The 16,971-nt window shown below is 36.5% G+C and carries 15 protein-coding genes and 2 pseudogenes; 14 read left to right on the top strand and 3 right to left on the bottom strand.

Translation table 11 applies throughout. The annotated features are described in order from the left end of the window. Positions 1-241: 241 nt before the first annotated feature. The 10 genes and pseudogenes from DP73_RS04620 (at position 242) to DP73_RS04665 (ending at position 10,849) form a co-directional block, all read left to right on the top strand. Positions 242-1,330, top strand: a complete 1,089-nt coding sequence (locus DP73_RS04620; protein WP_034597836.1) for a glycosyltransferase — start codon at positions 242-244, stop codon at positions 1,328-1,330. Continuing rightward, positions 1,299-2,366 (top strand): glycosyltransferase, encoded by a 1,068-nt coding sequence (locus DP73_RS04625; protein ID WP_034597837.1) that lies wholly within the window; start codon positions 1,299-1,301, stop codon positions 2,364-2,366. Before DP73_RS04620 ends, DP73_RS04625 begins: the two co-directional genes overlap by 32 nt. 106 nt (positions 2,367-2,472) lie before the next feature. Next, positions 2,473-3,777 (top strand): hypothetical protein, encoded by a 1,305-nt coding sequence (locus tag DP73_RS04630; RefSeq protein WP_034597839.1) that lies wholly within the window; start codon positions 2,473-2,475, stop codon positions 3,775-3,777. A 266-nt stretch (positions 3,778-4,043) separates the two neighbouring features. Further along, positions 4,044-5,387, top strand: coding sequence for a flippase (locus DP73_RS04635; protein WP_034597841.1), 1,344 nt, complete (start codon positions 4,044-4,046; stop codon positions 5,385-5,387). Between the two features lie 26 nt (positions 5,388-5,413). After that, positions 5,414-6,208: a 3'(2'),5'-bisphosphate nucleotidase CysQ gene (gene cysQ, locus DP73_RS04640; RefSeq protein WP_052090399.1), complete on the top strand. Its 795-nt coding sequence runs from the start codon at positions 5,414-5,416 to the stop codon at positions 6,206-6,208. Positions 6,209-6,739: 531 nt separating this feature from the next. After that, positions 6,740-7,342, top strand: a pseudogene (gene cysC, locus DP73_RS04645) (adenylyl-sulfate kinase); the annotation flags it as partial. A gap of 938 nt (positions 7,343-8,280) precedes the next feature. Then, the gene (locus tag DP73_RS04650) at positions 8,281-8,676 is read left to right on the top strand and encodes a hypothetical protein (RefSeq protein WP_034597842.1); all 396 of its coding nucleotides are present in this window, start codon (positions 8,281-8,283) and stop codon (positions 8,674-8,676) included. Beyond that, complete coding sequence (locus DP73_RS23840; protein ID WP_242865699.1) at positions 8,633-8,836, top strand: reverse transcriptase domain-containing protein; 204 nt, start codon at positions 8,633-8,635, stop codon at positions 8,834-8,836. Before DP73_RS04650 ends, DP73_RS23840 begins: the two co-directional genes overlap by 44 nt. 589 nt (positions 8,837-9,425) lie before the next feature. Next, on the top strand, positions 9,426-9,668 hold the full coding sequence (locus DP73_RS04660; RefSeq protein ID WP_034597849.1) for a hypothetical protein: 243 nt from the start codon (positions 9,426-9,428) through the stop codon (positions 9,666-9,668). 305 nt (positions 9,669-9,973) lie between these two features. Next, positions 9,974-10,849: a sulfotransferase gene (locus DP73_RS04665; protein WP_034597850.1), complete on the top strand. Its 876-nt coding sequence runs from the start codon at positions 9,974-9,976 to the stop codon at positions 10,847-10,849. A gap of 189 nt (positions 10,850-11,038) precedes the next feature. Here DP73_RS04665 and DP73_RS04670 read toward each other — a convergent pair. Then, positions 11,039-11,564, bottom strand: a pseudogene (locus tag DP73_RS04670) (transposase); the annotation flags it as partial. Positions 11,565-11,808: 244 nt separating this feature from the next. Between DP73_RS04670 and DP73_RS04675 the strand changes: the two are divergent. Together DP73_RS04675 and DP73_RS04680 are read left to right on the top strand one after the other, a co-directional pair. Further along, on the top strand, positions 11,809-12,648 hold the full coding sequence (locus DP73_RS04675) for a putative capsular polysaccharide synthesis family protein (RefSeq protein WP_034597851.1): 840 nt from the start codon (positions 11,809-11,811) through the stop codon (positions 12,646-12,648). 109 nt (positions 12,649-12,757) lie between these two features. Continuing rightward, entirely contained in the window at positions 12,758-12,940 is a 183-nt protein-coding gene (locus tag DP73_RS04680; RefSeq protein ID WP_052090402.1) for a transposase, read from the top strand. A gap of 669 nt (positions 12,941-13,609) precedes the next feature. Here the strand turns inward: DP73_RS04680 and DP73_RS22365 are convergent. Beyond that, positions 13,610-13,828 carry a helix-turn-helix transcriptional regulator gene (locus tag DP73_RS22365; protein WP_081962955.1) on the bottom strand — a complete coding sequence of 73 codons (219 nt, stop codon included), beginning with the start codon at positions 13,826-13,828 and terminating at the stop codon, positions 13,610-13,612. Positions 13,829-14,288: 460 nt separating this feature from the next. On the opposite strand from DP73_RS22365, the gene DP73_RS04685 reads away from it, so the two are divergent. Both DP73_RS04685 and DP73_RS04690 read left to right on the top strand, forming a co-directional pair. After that, entirely contained in the window at positions 14,289-14,570 is a 282-nt protein-coding gene (locus tag DP73_RS04685) for a type II toxin-antitoxin system HicA family toxin (protein ID WP_052090403.1), read from the top strand. Positions 14,571-14,575: 5 nt separating this feature from the next. Next, on the top strand, positions 14,576-14,794 hold the full coding sequence (locus DP73_RS04690) for a type II toxin-antitoxin system HicB family antitoxin (protein WP_034597858.1): 219 nt from the start codon (positions 14,576-14,578) through the stop codon (positions 14,792-14,794). Positions 14,795-15,182: 388 nt separating this feature from the next. Here the strand turns inward: DP73_RS04690 and DP73_RS04695 are convergent, their stop codons facing one another. After that, complete coding sequence (locus DP73_RS04695; protein WP_034597859.1) at positions 15,183-16,925, bottom strand: reverse transcriptase/maturase family protein; 1,743 nt, start codon at positions 16,923-16,925, stop codon at positions 15,183-15,185. Positions 16,926-16,971 lie beyond the last annotated feature (46 nt).

The following is a 16,971-nucleotide window of genomic DNA, read 5'->3' on the forward strand; positions in this document are numbered from 1 at the left end:
TGTTTGGTCACTTCCATTTTACCAATTGGAAAGGTGTTTTTCTGTCAATAAGACAAAATCATTTTGTCCTAACCTAGATACATACTGGGTTAGAGGTAACTTTCGCTATGCGAAAGTTGAGTTAATAAGAATATATTTTTCTGAATTGACTTTTACTCCGGGAAATGGGATGGATCGTTTTAATCCTAGAAGTATGGATGTAAAAAAATGGAGAGATGTGGGAAATTAGATGGGGAATAATATGAAGGTTGCATTAGTTGGAAGAGTTGCCGAACATGTCGAATTGTTCGATGGTCAAACCGTAAAAACGAGAAATTTGTATGAGTTATTAAAAGATATCCATAATGTAGAATCTGTTATGCTAGTAGATACCTGTGAGTATAAAAAACATATAATTCGAGTTCTAATTCAATCAATTATAGCACTACAAAAATGTGACATGATTATTTTATGTGTAGCAATAAATGGAAGAAGGTTCTTCTTCCCATTTTTCTACTATCTAAATAAATTTTTTAAAAAGGATATTTATCATTCTTTAATAGGTGGGAGTTTAGCAAATAACATTGAGCAACATCCTCGCTGGAAGGAGTATGTCAATTCTTTTAAAATAAATTGGGTAGAAAGCCATGAATTGGTAGAAGACTTAAAAAGTTTAGGTGTTAATAACGGAGCATACTTGCCTAATTTTAAGAAGATTAATGCCATTAAAGATGTTGAAATCACACCATATGTAAGATATCCATACGAGTTCTGTACATTCAGTCGAGTGCAAGAAAAAAAAGGTATTACCGATGCTATTGAGGCCATCAATGCTATAAATCAAGACGCAGGTAAAATTCTTGCAAAATTAGATATATACGGACCAGTAGATGAGGATTTTAAATTTAGTTTTAATAAATATTTGATGCAATACCAATATTGTGTTCGGTATATGGGATGTATCGATGCTGATAAAAGTGTAGAAACCGTACGGAATTATTATATGTTACTATTTCCGACACGCTATTATAATGAGGGTATTCCGGGTACCATTATTGATGCTTTAGCAGCTGGCGTACCTGTAATTGCAAGAAGGTGGCACTTTTGCGATGAAATTCTTGCAAATAATGTAAACGGACTAGTCTATGAATTTGAAGAATCCGAGAGTTTAGTAAAAACAATTAGATTTGCGATTGAGCATCCTGATGAAATATTTGAAATGAAGTTTAAGTGCATACAGAAGGCTAAAGAGTATATGTATAATACAGTTTTAGAGCAGGTGACAGATACTCTGCGAGGATGCTATAAGGAGAAAATAAATGAAGGTATTACAGGTTATTCCGACACTTAATTTAGCGGGCGCAGAAAGAATGTGTGAAAACTTATCAGTTGAGTTAACTAGACAAGGCATTGAAGTTGTTGTTGTAAGTTTGTTTTCATATCACACACCCATTTCTAATAGACTGGAGCATGAAGGGGTTAAAGTCATTTTTCTCAACAAAAGACCAGGACTAGATTTGAGAATGATTGTGGCATTAACCAAGGTTATGAAAAGAGAGAGACCAGACGTTTTACATACCCATATACACGTGATGCAGTATGCTGTACCTGCAGCGATATTGGCAGGAGTAAAGAAGAGAGTCCACACCGTTCATAATGTTGCGGATAAGGAAGCAACACCTGGAAAACAAAAGTTTAATTATTTTTTTTATCACAAATGTAATGTTATACCCGTTGCACTAAGCGAAGAAATTAAACAAACAATTACAAAAAGATATAATGTAAATGAAAATGACATACCTGTAATTTTTAATGGGATAGATTTAAGTAAGTGCATTATAAAGAAAAGTTATAATGCTTCAAGCGAAAGCTTTAATATATTAAATATTGCAAGACTTGCAGAGCAAAAAAACCACAGAATGTTATTACATGTTATGAAAGAGCTTAAAAATCAGTGGCCGAGTGTAAGGCTGAGTATTATCGGTAATGGTTTTTTAAAGAATGAGATAATTAGTGAAATAAATCAGTTGAATATTAATGATATGGTTGAACTATTGGGAGTAAAAGATAACGTTTACCAGTATCTTAGTCAAGCAGATATGTTTATCCTGCCATCACTTTATGAAGGTATGCCTATGACATTGATCGAAGCTATGGGAAGTGCTCTACCTATAGTTACGACTAATGTTGGAGGTATTCCAACAATGATCGAAAATGAAAAAGAAGGACTTTTAGTTAATCCTAATGGCCAGGAATTATTAGATGCAATATTAAAACTAAAAGATGAAAATTCAAGACGGACCATGGGACAAAATGCTAGAAACAAAGCATTGAAGAAGTTCTCAGCTGAGCAAATGGCAAAAGCGTATATAAATATATACAGGTAGATTTTAAATGTTAAAAGAGTTTTTGAGAGAATTATGCGTTTAACTTATTTCGTTTTACTTAAATAATCAGATTAAATGCGGTAAGAAAGAGGGCAAAAGAGAACCAATGGGATTTGCTATACTGGTGTTGTTTTGTATATTGACATCTTACAAAATAATAAATAATAAGAACCCTGTTGCAATAGTATTATTTTATTGTGCCATTGCACCGAGTGTTAAATTAGGAGGAGCTACTTTCGATTCAAACTACTTATACATTACATTAATAACAATAATGATTTTCTTAAAAAGGCGGAGTATAAAGAAATATAACGCATTGAAGCCATTCTCTTTGATGACTATGATTTGGATAGTTATGTATTTTATAGGATGGCTTTCTCATGGAGCACCAAATTCAAATGAATTTTGGATTAGCGTAGTCGGTTTATTGAAAAATATTATAACAATATATGTTTGCTATCTTTTATCTATAGATTCAAATAGTCAGCAGTTGGACAGAACGATGGGAAAAGCATTGGGGTATATTGTTGTTGCCAATGCGATAATGGTAACTTTGCAATGGTTGATGCCGTTAAAAATGTTTGCATTGTGTAATGAACTATATTATTCAGCTGACAGAGCTGGTTATACGAGTGCAGCTTCAATTAATACGTGGGGTGGTGGTTTCTATATAGATCACTATTATAGATATTTTGGACTATTTGGAACACCTATGGAATTTAGTTGTGTACTTATACTTGTTTTAGCATTTTTATTGATTCAGATTATTACCGGAAAATTTTACTTTAAGCATCCAAAGCTACTGACAATTGTTACGATTGTTTTAGGAATTGCTACGCAGACCAAATTATTCTTCCTTATGCTTCCTATTTTGCTAATAATGTATGTTATGTATAGCAAGAAGAAATTAAACACGACCAGAATTATAAGTTATTTCTCACTTGGCATAGTATGTTTGTTCTTTATTGTTTTTTTAGATAAGATTTCAAATATACAGATGTTCTCTTATTTTCAGTACCTTCGAGATCCTTTGAGCGCTTTTGCTTCTAGATTGGGAAATGATAGTTCTGAGCAAGGATATATTTATCAAACTTTAACAGTAGGATTAGATAATATCCTTACGGGAGTAGGACCGGTAAGCGTTTATGGAGAAAAAATTGCAGATAGTTCGTACGTGGTCTTGTTACATAACGGTGGCATTCTTACCTTACTAGTAATGCTATTTTACTATGGAAGTTTATTTGTAAAGAATTCGAAAAATCATTTACCGGTTTTAAATATTTTATTAATTACCCTGTTTGTATTAGGAGCAAGCCGAAATGTTTTATTGTCCGGTTCGATACTGATAATTACCGTGTACTACATTATACAGAGTAATAGAATGCAAACTTCAAATAAGTTATATAAGTGAGATTAAAGAGGTTAACAATGAGAATAGTATATTTATTAACATACAAATAGATTGTTCTTTCGAAGTGCAGATTATTTGTTACGCAAAAGTGCTGGAGGTCAAAATGGTTAAAAGTTAAATAATATAGGAATACAAGTTAGTAAAAGTCTTTTTTACATTTGGTTACACTTTTCCATATGAGTATTAAATTAAATGTTAATCTAAGAATGAGTGGGTACACTTTGTATTTTAATTTTAATAAAATCTCAATCAATAAAAGGATTTATATGACGCAAGAAACAAAACTTAAAGAAAACTATAAAAGAATAATTAAAGGGCAAGGTGTCGGAGCTGTTTTGGTTAGAGGGGCAAGCCAGTCTCTAATAATACAGGTTATGGGTACAGGTTTAGCATTTATTTTGCAAGTCGTATTGGCAAGAATCCTTGGTGTTAATAATTATGGGGATTACATGTATGTTCTTACTTGGGTTAATATCTTAGTATTGGTTGGTAAGATGGGTTATGACACTGCTACGCTTAAATATATGCCTAAATATGAGGTTGACCAAAATTGGGGGTTACTTAAAGGTTTTTTGTTAAAAAGCCAAAAAGGAGTTCTGATCTTTTCGTCTGTAGTAACTTTTTCCATCTTATTATTTGCCTGGTTTAACGTACCAAAGTTTAGTTCCTCTTTGAGAGTAGTATTTTATATAGGGTCATTTCTTGTACCAGCTTTAGCGTTATTACAACTTTATGGGGCACGTCTGCGTGGTTTAAAGAAAATATTGGTTGCTCAAGTGCCACTACAAGTAATTCGACCTCTGTTTATAATGGTGATAACAGGGATTACTTATATACTTTTGCAGAGACACTTAACAAGTTGGTTCGTAATGACAATAAACTTGGTTTCAGTGCTTTTTGCGCTTTGGTTAAGTATCTGGGCGTTCAGTAGAAACCTTTCTCCGATAATTAGCAATGCAAAACCAATCTTCAAAGTAAGAGAATGGATGAGCACAGCAATTCCACTACTTGTTATCTCAGGAATGCAATTGGTTATGGGACAGATGGATATCATTATGTTAGGAATTTTAATTGGTACTGATGTAGCCGGAATCTATTCATCCGCACAACGAATTTCCACTTTGGTGATATTTGGGTTACAAGCCGTCAATACTATGGCTGCACCTATGATATCGGAATTATATTCTTCTGGAAGAATTAAAGAACTTCAACGTATGGTTACATTAGCTTCATGGGGGATCTTTGCAGTGACAAGTATTGGTTCTCTTGTTTTGATTTTTTTAGGATCTTGGATTTTATCTATCTTTGGACAAGCCTTTATTATTGGTTATTTACCATTAATAATTCTACTTATTGGTAATATAGTTAATGCCCTTTGTGGTTCTGTTGGATTTATTCTAAATATGACAGGAAATCAGAAGATATCTGGAGGGATTATTGCAGGAGGATTAGTTATCAACTTTTTGCTAAATTTATGGTTAATTCCAAAATGGAGTATGACCGGAGCATCTATAGCCACTGCCACTACAATGATATATTGGAATATTTTTATGGTTATTGTAGTAATTCGCAAACTAAAGATTAATCCAACCATTTTTAGGTTCAAATAATATTTAATGTAGCTTGAGGTGATTTTATGTTTTCAAGAGAAATCTTAGTTCAATGTAAAAAATTAGCACGGGAAGCAGGAGCGGAAATTTTAAAAATCTATGATACAAATTTTAATTTTAAAATTAAAGCTGACAAATCTCCGCTTACTTTAGCTGACAGAAAATCTAATGAAATGATTGTAAAAGGTCTTGTAGAGAATTTCCCTGATTATGCAATTCTCTCAGAAGAATCCAGAGACGATAAAAGCAGACTAACTAATGACTATTGTTTTATTGTTGATCCACTTGATGGCACCAAGGAATTTATTAAGAAAAATGGTCAATTTACGGTCAACATTGCATTAGCCTATAAGCATAAGATTGTCGTTGGTGTTATATACGTGCCAGTTACGGGTGACTTATATTACGCCAGTAAAGATTATGGATCATATATAGAGAAAGTTCAAAACGGAGAACTTGGTTTGGAAAAAAGGAGACTTCAAGTTACAAATAAAGTTAAAAATCTTATCATGGTATCCAGCAAGTCTCATTCATCAGAGAAAGAGGCTAAGCTAATTGAAGCGAATAATGACAAAATCAAAGAGACCATATCGGCAGGAAGCTCACTAAAAGGCTGCATGGTAGCCTCAGGTGAAGCCGATGTATATTATCGTTTTGGGTTAACCTCTGAGTGGGATACTGCAGCAATGCAATGCATCGTTGAAGAAGCAGGTGGAATTTTTAGGCAAATGGATGGAACCGAGATGCTTTATAATCGGGAAAACACTCTGAATGAAAAAGGGTTTTATGTTGTGAATAGAAAAGAAAATATCTGGGTTTAAGAAGCTGTCGAACGCAGCAAAAAGAGGTATTTAAAAATGAAAAAAACAATGTATAAGGTTTTGCAATTGTTTTCTTATCTTAAAGAGATCGATCCAGAATTAAATAGTAACAATGATAGCTTTGTTATGCTAGTTCAAAAGGCAGCAAAATTAATATTTAATGATTCCTTTAGCGAGAATGAGGGACTGAAAGAATCTGGGGATGGTTTTAAAGATGCAAGTCTCCAAATTGCCGATATGTTTACTGCTACAATCCTTTGGTTGGGTGACACAGATCTTATCGCGGGAAAAAGCTATCACATTAGATTAGGGCCTAAAGTTGCGACAGCTACTGTAATGGCACTTAAATATAAAATTGACATAAATAATGGCAATAGAATTAGTGTCAACAGTCTACTAAAGAATGAGTTGGCAATATGTGATATAGCTCTATCCGAAAATATGGTGTTTGATAAGTTTGAGAATAACAAGGTATTAGGGACTCTTAGTTTAATCGATAAGATTACAAATAAAACCTCTGCATTGGGTATTATAGAACATTCGTTGAGAAGATCAACAAATGTTGTTTGGCAGAATACCGATATCACTCGGGAAATCCGTGCCGAACAAAAGGGACAAAAGCCCCTGACTCTTTGGTTCACTGGCTTATCCGGTTCAGGAAAGTCTACCCTTGCTAATGAAGTAGAGAAAAAACTTGTTGCCATGGGCAAACATACTATGTTACTTGATGGTGACAATGTTAGGCATGGTTTGAATAAAAATTTAGGTTTTAAAGAGGCTGACAGAATTGAAAATATTAGAAGGATTTCCGAAGTCGCTAAATTAATGAATGATGCAGGAATTATAGTAATTTCTTCGTTTATTTCTCCTTATAAAAATGACAGGGAAAATGCGAAAAGAATAATCGGTAATGAGTTCGTTGAAATATATGTTAGCACACCTCTTGAAGAATGTGAAAAAAGAGATGTAAAAGGACTCTACAAAAAAGCCAGAGCAGGTGAGATACCAAATTTCACCGGGATTTCAAGTCCTTACGAAACACCTGAAAATCCTGATATTGAGATTGATACGAGTAAGTTTTCTATCGAAATTGCAACAGATATTGTTATCAAACAAATTATGAAATACTCTATCGAAGGACTCCCTTTTGGGCATACTTACCGTGAGATTGTTCTGAACACCAAGAAAAAGGCCTAACGTGGGAAGCTTTATCAAGTGCTCAAGAGAGCTTCCATATAGTTGGACTTAGTCCTCCGCATGATCCTTTGAAATGCTGAGTACTCTAGGCTTGTTTTGGCGAATAAATATGCAACCTGGTGTAGTGCGGGGATAAGGGTATTGTTGAGGTTGGGAATGAGTACTCGCCGGAACGGCTCCCTTTGGTCACTCTGCCGGTCCGGTACCAGGTAGTGCGACACGTTTCTAGGTCAATAAAAGCCTAGACAATAGAATTAACATCTTGAAAAGTAAATAATGGGGTAACGCCTTGAAAGGCTTTTCTTTAATACTCCGATAGGCGTGTATATGATTAAGCGTCGAAGCGTCTGAAGCTCGGTAAAGTCACATGAGAATTACCCTTAGAGGAAATCTCTAGGGAAACCTATCCAGAGGTGGATGGTGTAGTCCATAGTGCGGGAGTCTAAAAAATACCCATAGTAAGAATGTAGATAAAACCTACTGACGAAGTTCCGAATGTACGGGGGATTGTACCAACTGGTTAGAAATGTCAGAGCAAATATATGTTTGGTAGATGAGGGTGAGTAAAAATTACCTGTATGAAAATCCTTACGATGTTTCAGGCATCGAAGAGTCTACAAACCCAGAGGAACTACCTAAAGGTATATGTACAGACAGAGATGCTGGAACGTGGTAAGCGAAGAAGAGGGAGGTCTTATTACCGATGAACTATTCCCTTTGTGAAAGTAGGGTCACAGTACCAACGAAACCATGATAATAAGTGGAGGGATAGGCTCAAGTCGATCTATCATAAATGAAAACTTACAATCACAAAATCACTCCATAGGTTCTGGTGAGACTAAAAGAGGCCTACCTCGAAAGGAGGTGCTGCCACTATGGCTCCTACTACCGAGAATACCAAGTTACGCCACAATGAATACTACGGGCAACAAAGTACACTTGATGAATTGTATGATAAAAGGCTTGATGGTGCAAAGTTTAATAACCAAACGAAAAAAATTGTAGAAGAAAACAATATCCTTTTAGCTTATCGAAATATCAAGGCCAACAAAGGAAGTAAGACAAAAGGAACAGATGGATTAACGATTAAAGACATCTCGGATAGGACCAATCACCAAGTTATTAAAATGGTAAAAGGAAGGTTAAGGCACTACAGACCACAATCGATCAGTCGAGTGGAGATCTTAAAAGACAATGGCAAACTGCGCCCTCTTGGGAATTCCCACTATGTCCGATCGACTTATCCAGCAGTGTATACTTCAAACACTTGAGCCTATCTGTGAAGCGAAATTTCGTAATCATAGCTATGGTTTTAGGCCGAATAGAAGTACAGAACATGCAAAAGCCATGATGCACAAGATGATCAACCTTCAACACTTACACTTTGTTGTAGATATTGACATAAAAGGATTCTTCGGTTCGCCGGGCTAAGCTAGCTGTATTCAATAGGTGAAATTCCTATTCAGGGAAAGGGCAAAGCCACCCTACCTGAAATCGAACCTTGGGTCTGTAAAGGTAACGATACAGATTAAGCGTAGGCAGAGCGACGTTCAGGCCGTAACGCAAGTGAAGCTATTGAGCCTCGTTAGAACAACCGATGGCCGACGGAGTCGAATATCCGGAAGGCTACAGTAGATTTCCGCTATTGGCGAGGAAATTGGAGACCTCGGCGGGGTCTGAGTACACGGCATGACGGAAAAGGAAACGGTACGGAACCCGGGAGACTCACCTCGGTCTTCGGAAAGGAGTATGCTGACTGAAAGGACCATCCATAGGAAGGCGAATGCTGTGGTGGGAGTCGGACTCGCTGGTAGTACGCGGAGTGTGGGAAGCCACATACATGGGGAAGCGGCGGGGCAGAATGAGTTCCTGGCAAGGAAACATATCTACACACACAGAGGTGGAAAAGTATGTAACAAAATAGGACGGGATAGCAATTAAGGCTCGCTTCGACGCGAAGGCCCGCTTTACCTCACTAGCGGACATCATTACACCGGAATTTCTCATGGAGACATGGCGAATGATGAACCGAAAAGGGGCAAGCGGGGTCGATGGAGAGACAAAAAAACAGTTCGAATCGGAACTTGGTGAACGAACACGGAATAGGATGAAAGCTAACTGTTATAAAGCCCCGCCGGTGCGACGAGTGAAAATAGATAAAGGAAATGGTAAAACAAGACCACTGGGGATACCAACAGTTGAAGATAGGCTAGTCAAAGGGCAGTCGCTCGAATTCTCAAGCCATATTCGAACAGGACTTTAACGCTGCAACCAAATTATTAAGTTGGTTCTCATAATACAAGCATCTTTGTAACGGGTGTATATCCACCGTATTGTCCGCTCAAATACATTCTAATTGCATCCAGTTTAAACTCTTTTGAGTATGTCTTATTTTTTCTTTCTTTCTTTTCCCACTTAAACTACCCTCATGGGTTCAGTATTCAAAATTCATTATATAACCGTCTACCTTTAAGGATATAGTTCAAAAAAGGGGTCAATTTTCATTGACAATCAACAATTATAACTTGGAATTTTGTGTTTTAGAGGAAACGAAAGGAAGGTGCTCTCGTGAAGGAAAAGCCAATATTTTTTATTGGAGAAGGGCGAAGTGGAACTACAATTATATTCGAAGCTTTTTCAAAACATAGAGATATTGCATACTTGTCGAATTATACAAATAGATTATGGCTTCCTCAAGTAGGATTTGTGCATAATTTAATAAATAAACAAGGGAAAAAAAATCAATATGGTGACGTGAGTTTATTCAATAAATTCTATCCTAAACCTCATGAATCATATGAAACATGGGAAAAGCTCTCGGGGAAAAAATTTAGACAAACATTTATGAAAGACATGAAAGCCACTGATAGGGAGGCGAAAGTTGTCAAAGAATACATTCAGAAAATTATTAAATGGCAAAATAAGGAGAGGTTTTCCACTAAATTGACCGGCCCTCCAAGAATCACCTACCTTAGTAGTATTTATAATAATGCATACTTTGTTAATGTAGTGAGAGACCCAAGAGCTGTTGTGGCCTCTTTACTTAATGTAGAATTTTGGAAGAGGAAAGAGAGAACACCATATTGGGAAGGAACTTTTACAGAAGATAGATTTGAAATATGGGATAGTTATGATAAGTCTCCTACTGCACTTGCTGCACTAGAATTGTGTTCAGTATACGAGCAAACTCTACATGAGAGCAAATCTAATCAATCAAAGTTGTATACTTTAAGATATGAAGATTTTATAGATGATCCTAAACATGAGATGGAGAAAGTACTTCAGTTTGTGGGTTTAGAATATTGTAATAACTTAGATTCTTATATCGGTAGTACTGAATATAAAAATATGAATAATAGGTATAGAGAAAGGCTAAGTAACGAAGAAATCGAAATTATTGAAAATATATGTAGGGATTATATAAATGAGTATAGGTATCTGTGATTATTTAAACAGAATGTATCTGAAAAATTAACTATTAAGATTCAATACCTGTTTGGTTTTGAAGAAAAAAGATTACAGGGATAGGTCTACAGGGTAGGTTTCAAAGCAGGTTCCGGTGCCTGACATCAACTTATCAACTTTTTGTTTACCTTACTCGCCGGAACGGTTCCCGATGGTCACCTTTCCAGAGCGAAGCTTGGCTTTGAAAAAATCGCCTGTGGCACCATCAAAAGCAACCAACGGATGAAACCCCATGATTCCATAATGAGCATTGTAAGATGAAGATTCCTGATCCCCATAGGTATCGGAATGAGTCGAATCTAAATCGAGGAAAAGAGCTTCAGATTTTTGAAACGAATGAATTTTATCTAGTAACTCTTGATTCGCTTGATTCAAGGAGTGGATTGATTCTTCATCGAAACGTAAATAAAAGCGAGACAAACTGGGTTGAGAAGCCAATGACGGGGTCTTATAATTTGGGTAAAATCAGGATCCTTCGTTAACATATCAGCCGCATCATCTTCAAAATAACCAGCAATCATTTGATAAATCTTTTGGCGCAGCAAATTTTCGTTTGAATGAACGTAATAAGATCTTGAATCGTTAGCTTCAAATAGTTTGCCAGTGTCTTAGAAAATCGAATTTTCATCGAACCTCTAAAGAGAAATTAACCTGTATCAGATAAAAGTGCACCTCCGTCATTGGACAATTTGATTTTGTGATTGAAATTAAGAGTGAATTGCTTTAAGGTGGCATATTAAGAATCCTTTCTGTTCGTTATTTTGTAGCAGATTTAACTCTAACAGAAATGGATTCTTTATTCATCTATTTGGTGAAAAACAATTTTGGCTTAAATGCCTTAAATATCACAACTTTAACTACTTATCAGAAGAGCTGTGAATAATTCAGGCGTAAATAACGTAAATAAATGAATAGTGAATTTTAGGAGGCTAAATGAAGTGATTATAAGTGATTATTTAACTAAAAAATTAATTAAAGACAATATTTATATATATCAAATGGGAAAGGTTGGATCAACTACTATTGAGACTTCTTTAAAAGCAATTGGGGTTGATAGTGTGCATAAACATACTTTTTATAGACTTCCACATATAAATGAAGTTTTCAAAAATTATAATACAACAAAACTAGTGATAAAAAAAAGAAATAGAAATTTTTTAAAAACTATAAAAAAAATAATATATAATCATCTAGTAATGAAAAAATTTTCTTCGAAAAATCTAAATTCTAAAATTATTTCAATTGTAAGAGAACCTATTTCACGAAATTCATCAATGTATTTTCAAGATTTTTATATACCTTATTTTGAATATGCACTACTTAATAAAACTAGAAATAATATAACGGCTTCAATAGATTTGTTCATAAATGATTTTTTTAAAAGGTTTAACCATGAACATGGTATAAATTGGTTTGATAAAGAATTTTTGAGAGCAACCAAAATAAATGTATACGAATATCCTTTTGATGCAGATTTAGGATATTGCATAATAAATAAAAATGGATTATCTATATTAATTTTACAGATGGAAAAGATGAATGCATTGGAAAAAGTTATTGGGGAATTTGTAGGTGCAGAAAACTTTAAACTAATTAATGATAACAATGGTACTAATAAATGGTATGGTCCTGTATATAAAGATTTTAAATACAAGGTTTGTTTTTCTGAAGAATATATAGATAGTTTATATAACTCAAAATATATGAAACATTTTTATAGCGATAAAGAGATCAAGCAATTTAGAACAAAATATTTAGATTGGAAAAATAAACAATGAGTGCTCGAGGAGGAAAAGACCTTTGCTCGAGTCCCCCCTGAGTTAGAATAGTTGTCATGGACCTCCGAGAGAAGTATAGTGAGTTAACAGGACTCGGAGGAGGATAACTATGGCAAAGTACAGTAAAGAATTTAAGTACTCAATCATGATGAAGATGATGTCACCACTGAATCAAGCAGTCAGTGAAATAGCTAGAGAAACAGGATTGTCTGAGGCAACTTTGCATCAATGGAGAAAGCAAGCCAGAACCAAAGGAATGGCAGTTCCGAGCGGTCGGTGTTTGTCAAGTTAGTTGTCGTTTAACTCCAAAATTGTATATAAGTTAAGAGGACTGTTTTTCCTTATTGATTTCAGGTTGAATGCGCTCAGGATTGAGCCATACTTCATTATCTAACGTCCAGCTTCGGATTCCTTTTGACCAGCGCTCTGGGTGGACTGCTTTAGCCTTTTTCATAGAGTTTACGTCGGTTTTCTACTCGCCGGAACAGTTTCCGGTGGTCACCGTTCCGGAAAGGGTCATGGAACCTCTGTTTTCTTCGATAATTCGACATTTGAATCGACGCAGCTTAGATACTAGTTTGAAAAGTACAAAGAACCCCTAGAGAGGCCAAAGCACCAGGCATCTCAGGGATTCTTCAATGGACACAAAATATTGTCACATTCGACTGGGTGTTTAATAAGGGGGTCTCATTGTGTGATCGTGATCGCCTATGTTCCTCAATACGCATACAACTATTCCATCAGAGTCTTTCTCGAATCGAAAAGTAAAGCGAATACTCATATTCAAACTAGCTGACCACACTCTGTCAGTTCCGACCAATTCGTGAATTGAAATGCTTGCCTCGCGGTTCCCGCTCGGTCGGGGACTGGTACTTCCCGGAATTTGTCGGACACGTTCAGGGGGTTGGCAATGTTTTATTAAGGTAACTTTCATAAGCGTAGATCATTACAAGTATAATAATCAGAATTTGGGATAGGGTTTTCTCCTATTTGTTCTGTTTAAAAGGTAGTCTGTACTTGTATTATGGAACTCTGCCAGTTTGATTAAAATTCCCGTGGGTAAATCTACTTCGCCCCGTTCGTAATTACTGTATATCCTTTGGCTGCAATTAAGATACGCTGCAACCTGTGTCTGCGTTAGATCCTTGTCTTCCCTCAAATGCCTTATTCTTTCATACAACTGTAATCACCTCAAGATAATTATAGTTTAGCGAATTATTCGCTATTGACTTTTAGCGATAATATCGCTAATATTATCTCAAAAATGGTGAAAAAAGTTGGGGTGATGAACGTTGGTAGATTATAAAGAGATGTACAGTATTCTATTTAACAAAATGTCCGACATAATTGAAGAAATTCAGCACATACAGCGTAAAACCGAGGAAATGTACATAGATAGCAAAGACAGGGAGTTTGCTCTACTAAAGTCATACAAGGATTTAGACGGCAATACATCGGAACAACCATAAAACTGCCCTGACCTAGGGCCCTTACTTGGCATAACGGTCATTATCGGACGCACTGGGATAACTTTAAATATGATCGACACTTGATGCTTATAACAAAGTTTATTAGATTGTCTTTCCAATGCTATTTTGGTCTTGTTTTATAGCAATCTGCATGGTATTATATACCAATATATGGATGAAAAATTTTTAGGCGGTGCTGCATTTTTGAATGCCCGGCGAATATTAGAAAGAATTCTATTCGGTTCGAAAAATGTTAGATTTGATGATTTAATAAAACTAGCTGAGGCTTACGGTTTCCGGCTAGAAAGGACTAATGGTAGCCATCACATATTTATCCATACAGGGGTAAGAGAATTATTGAACTTGCAGGATGTTAACGGGATGGCCAAGCCATACCAAATTAGGCAGCTATTGAAGCTCGTGGAAATGTACAGCCTTAAGATAGGAGAATGATGAAAATGGCGGACTATCATGTAAATATATTCTACAGCGAAGAAGACAGTGGATATATTGCTGATATCCCGGATCTAAAAGGGTGCTCGGCATTCGGTTTAACACCGGAGGAAGCATTGCGAGAGTTACAGGCAGCAAAAAAGGTTTGGCTTGAAACTGCTATGTCCGAGGGAATCCCAATCCCAGAACCGCGATATCGACCAATTATTTATCAAGTTAATTAATGATCGGTTGAAAGGTTTGGTCAAGAATAGGTTCTAGACGAACAACGAAAATGCCCTAGTTTCCTAGGGCATCACTTAGCGCTCTAGAGTATATAAGTTTTTAATTCGGGCCTCCTGTTTTTTTATAAATACTATCCGGTTCGAAAAATGTTAGATTTGATGATTTAATAAAACTACCGGGATGTAAACACATCCCGGTTTTAATCGTGCGCCACGCATGGCGATTAACTAGACGGTGAAAGTCCGTTATGGGGGTATGTAGCGACCAACCATTAGCTTAAGGCAAGGGTGTCCATCGCGAGGTGGATGAAATAGGCGAATCCCACTGGAATTCGCCCCTTCCCGAACCGTACGGGCATCTTTCGATGCATACGGCTCTCCATTCCTATTAAGCTTTCGTCATAGCGGAGTTAAGCAAGTTATAGCACAGCTTGCATACGGGAATTTGTCTGCGATTAATTTTAATCATATATTCGATGATGGGTTTGCTTGGGCGTGAAATTAAATTCACTGGTTTACGATGGAGCATGCAGATGTTGTTAATGCTTTTACACAGAGTACAAGGTTGTTTCGTAGGATTACGTGGATTGTATATTGGAGTGAGTGGTGTCTTTGAAGCTGTCAGCAGAGTGTAAAAGTAGTTACGTCTACGTTTAAAGTTGGGATATAGTGCAAGTTGAGTTTTACGTTCCATGTTGTTCTCGTTGAGATAGTCGACCCTAATTGATGAACCGAACTTTGTGAAGACCTTTTTCATGCTGATGTCGTATTTTCGAGCTAAGGTTTTGGCTACGGATAATTGGACGATGTACTGGATACGGTCGCAATTGTAGAAGTTAACACAACCTACAGCCCGATTAACTAGACCGCGAAGGACTTGGTTCCCGTAGTTGACGATCTTTTCGGGTGGGAGTGGAATAAATTGTGTGATGCCATTTGGGAAACCGTCACTGTCACACAGACCATTTTGGTGAAGTTTCTGAATCATGCCCTTAATGTTTGCTTTAATACGAATATTACCTTTGTTTCGGCTGGCTTTATTTCCTTTTTGAATGAAATAGCCTAGAAAGAATGCCTTTTCATTGTGAGCATGTGTGATCTTTGTTTTCTCCAGGTTCAGCCTGAGGTGCAAGGTTTCCAACAGAAACTGCTTAATTTCATCTCTAACGGATTTCGAAAATTGCATTGATGCGGTGACCCCGACTAGAAAGTCATCAGCGTATCTCACATAGCGGAGGCGTTTGAATTTCGGGTCAAACATATCTACTGAGGACTGAGATTTGCGGATTCTTACCAACTTACGAATTTGCTCACCATTTTCTACGGAGTATTTACTACTACGGAGCTTTTGAATTTGGTATTGGATACGAGTGTAGGCACTACTTTTGCGCCGCTTCCTGCCAATGTTTTCACGTTTTGCTACTTCTGACATAAACCGATCTAGTTTATCGAGATAGACGTTCGCGAGAATCGGACTACAGGTTGAGCCTTGTGGTGCTCCGGAATTTGTTCGATGGTATTCATGCTGCATGTCAAAGTATCCAGCGCGAAGCATCTTGTTGATGAGACGGATGAATCGTTCGTCAGCGATTCGTTCGCGTAAAATGGATTCAAGAATTCGATGGTCGATTTCATCAAAACAGGCGGAGATGTCACCTTCAATAAACCACGATGTACCATGCCAGTTTTCAATTTGAGCCATTGCAGTGTGAGTGCTTCGTTTTGGTCGGAATCCGTGGGAGTAGTCTGAGAAAGTAGGTTCATAAATGCATTCGAGGATAATCCTAACCGCTTCTTGGAGAAGTTTATCCTTTCCGTTTGGAAAACCGAGCTTTCGCATTTTCCCGTTTTTCTTAGGTATTAGCTGAGTTTTGTTGGGGAGGGGGTTATAGGATTCTTTCCTCAAGTTAGAGATCATCTCGTAAACCCACTCCATACAAAAGCCGTCCAGTGATGTGCCATCTGCACCCTTGGTTTCTGCTCCATGGTTTGACTTGATGGCATTGTAGGCAATGATGTAGATGTCTTCATCATACAACAATCGGTAAATGTCCTTATTAATAAAGTTTGGGTTAGTGCTATTTCGTTTACGAAAGCCTTCTAGTTTCTTGAGTAGTCTGGTTTGATTCATTCGAATCGACTCCTTTTGAAATAAGAAATTAGGAACTGACTCTCTT

This window comes from Desulfosporosinus sp. HMP52 (genome assembly GCF_000765145.1).
GTDB lineage: Bacteria > Bacillota > Desulfitobacteriia > Desulfitobacteriales > Desulfitobacteriaceae > Desulfosporosinus.

Coding starts and splice junctions, on each gene's coding strand:
- DP73_RS04685 (WP_052090403.1), top strand. CDS start 14,289: ATGGATGAAAAATTTTTAGGCGGTGCTGCATTTTTGAATGCCCGGCGA.
- DP73_RS04635 (WP_034597841.1), top strand. CDS start 4,044: ATGACGCAAGAAACAAAACTTAAAGAAAACTATAAAAGAATAATTAAA.
- DP73_RS04690 (WP_034597858.1), top strand. CDS start 14,576: ATGGCGGACTATCATGTAAATATATTCTACAGCGAAGAAGACAGTGGA.
- DP73_RS04625 (WP_034597837.1), top strand. CDS start 1,299: ATGAAGGTATTACAGGTTATTCCGACACTTAATTTAGCGGGCGCAGAA.
- DP73_RS23840 (WP_242865699.1), top strand. CDS start 8,633: ATGTCCGATCGACTTATCCAGCAGTGTATACTTCAAACACTTGAGCCT.
- DP73_RS04660 (WP_034597849.1), top strand. CDS start 9,426: ATGATGAACCGAAAAGGGGCAAGCGGGGTCGATGGAGAGACAAAAAAA.
- DP73_RS04650 (WP_034597842.1), top strand. CDS start 8,281: ATGGCTCCTACTACCGAGAATACCAAGTTACGCCACAATGAATACTAC.
- DP73_RS04630 (WP_034597839.1), top strand. CDS start 2,473: ATGGGATTTGCTATACTGGTGTTGTTTTGTATATTGACATCTTACAAA.
- DP73_RS04680 (WP_052090402.1), top strand. CDS start 12,758: ATGGCAAAGTACAGTAAAGAATTTAAGTACTCAATCATGATGAAGATG.
- DP73_RS04695 (WP_034597859.1), bottom strand. CDS start 16,925: ATGAATCAAACCAGACTACTCAAGAAACTAGAAGGCTTTCGTAAACGA.
- cysQ (WP_052090399.1), top strand. CDS start 5,414: ATGTTTTCAAGAGAAATCTTAGTTCAATGTAAAAAATTAGCACGGGAA.
- DP73_RS04620 (WP_034597836.1), top strand. CDS start 242: ATGAAGGTTGCATTAGTTGGAAGAGTTGCCGAACATGTCGAATTGTTC.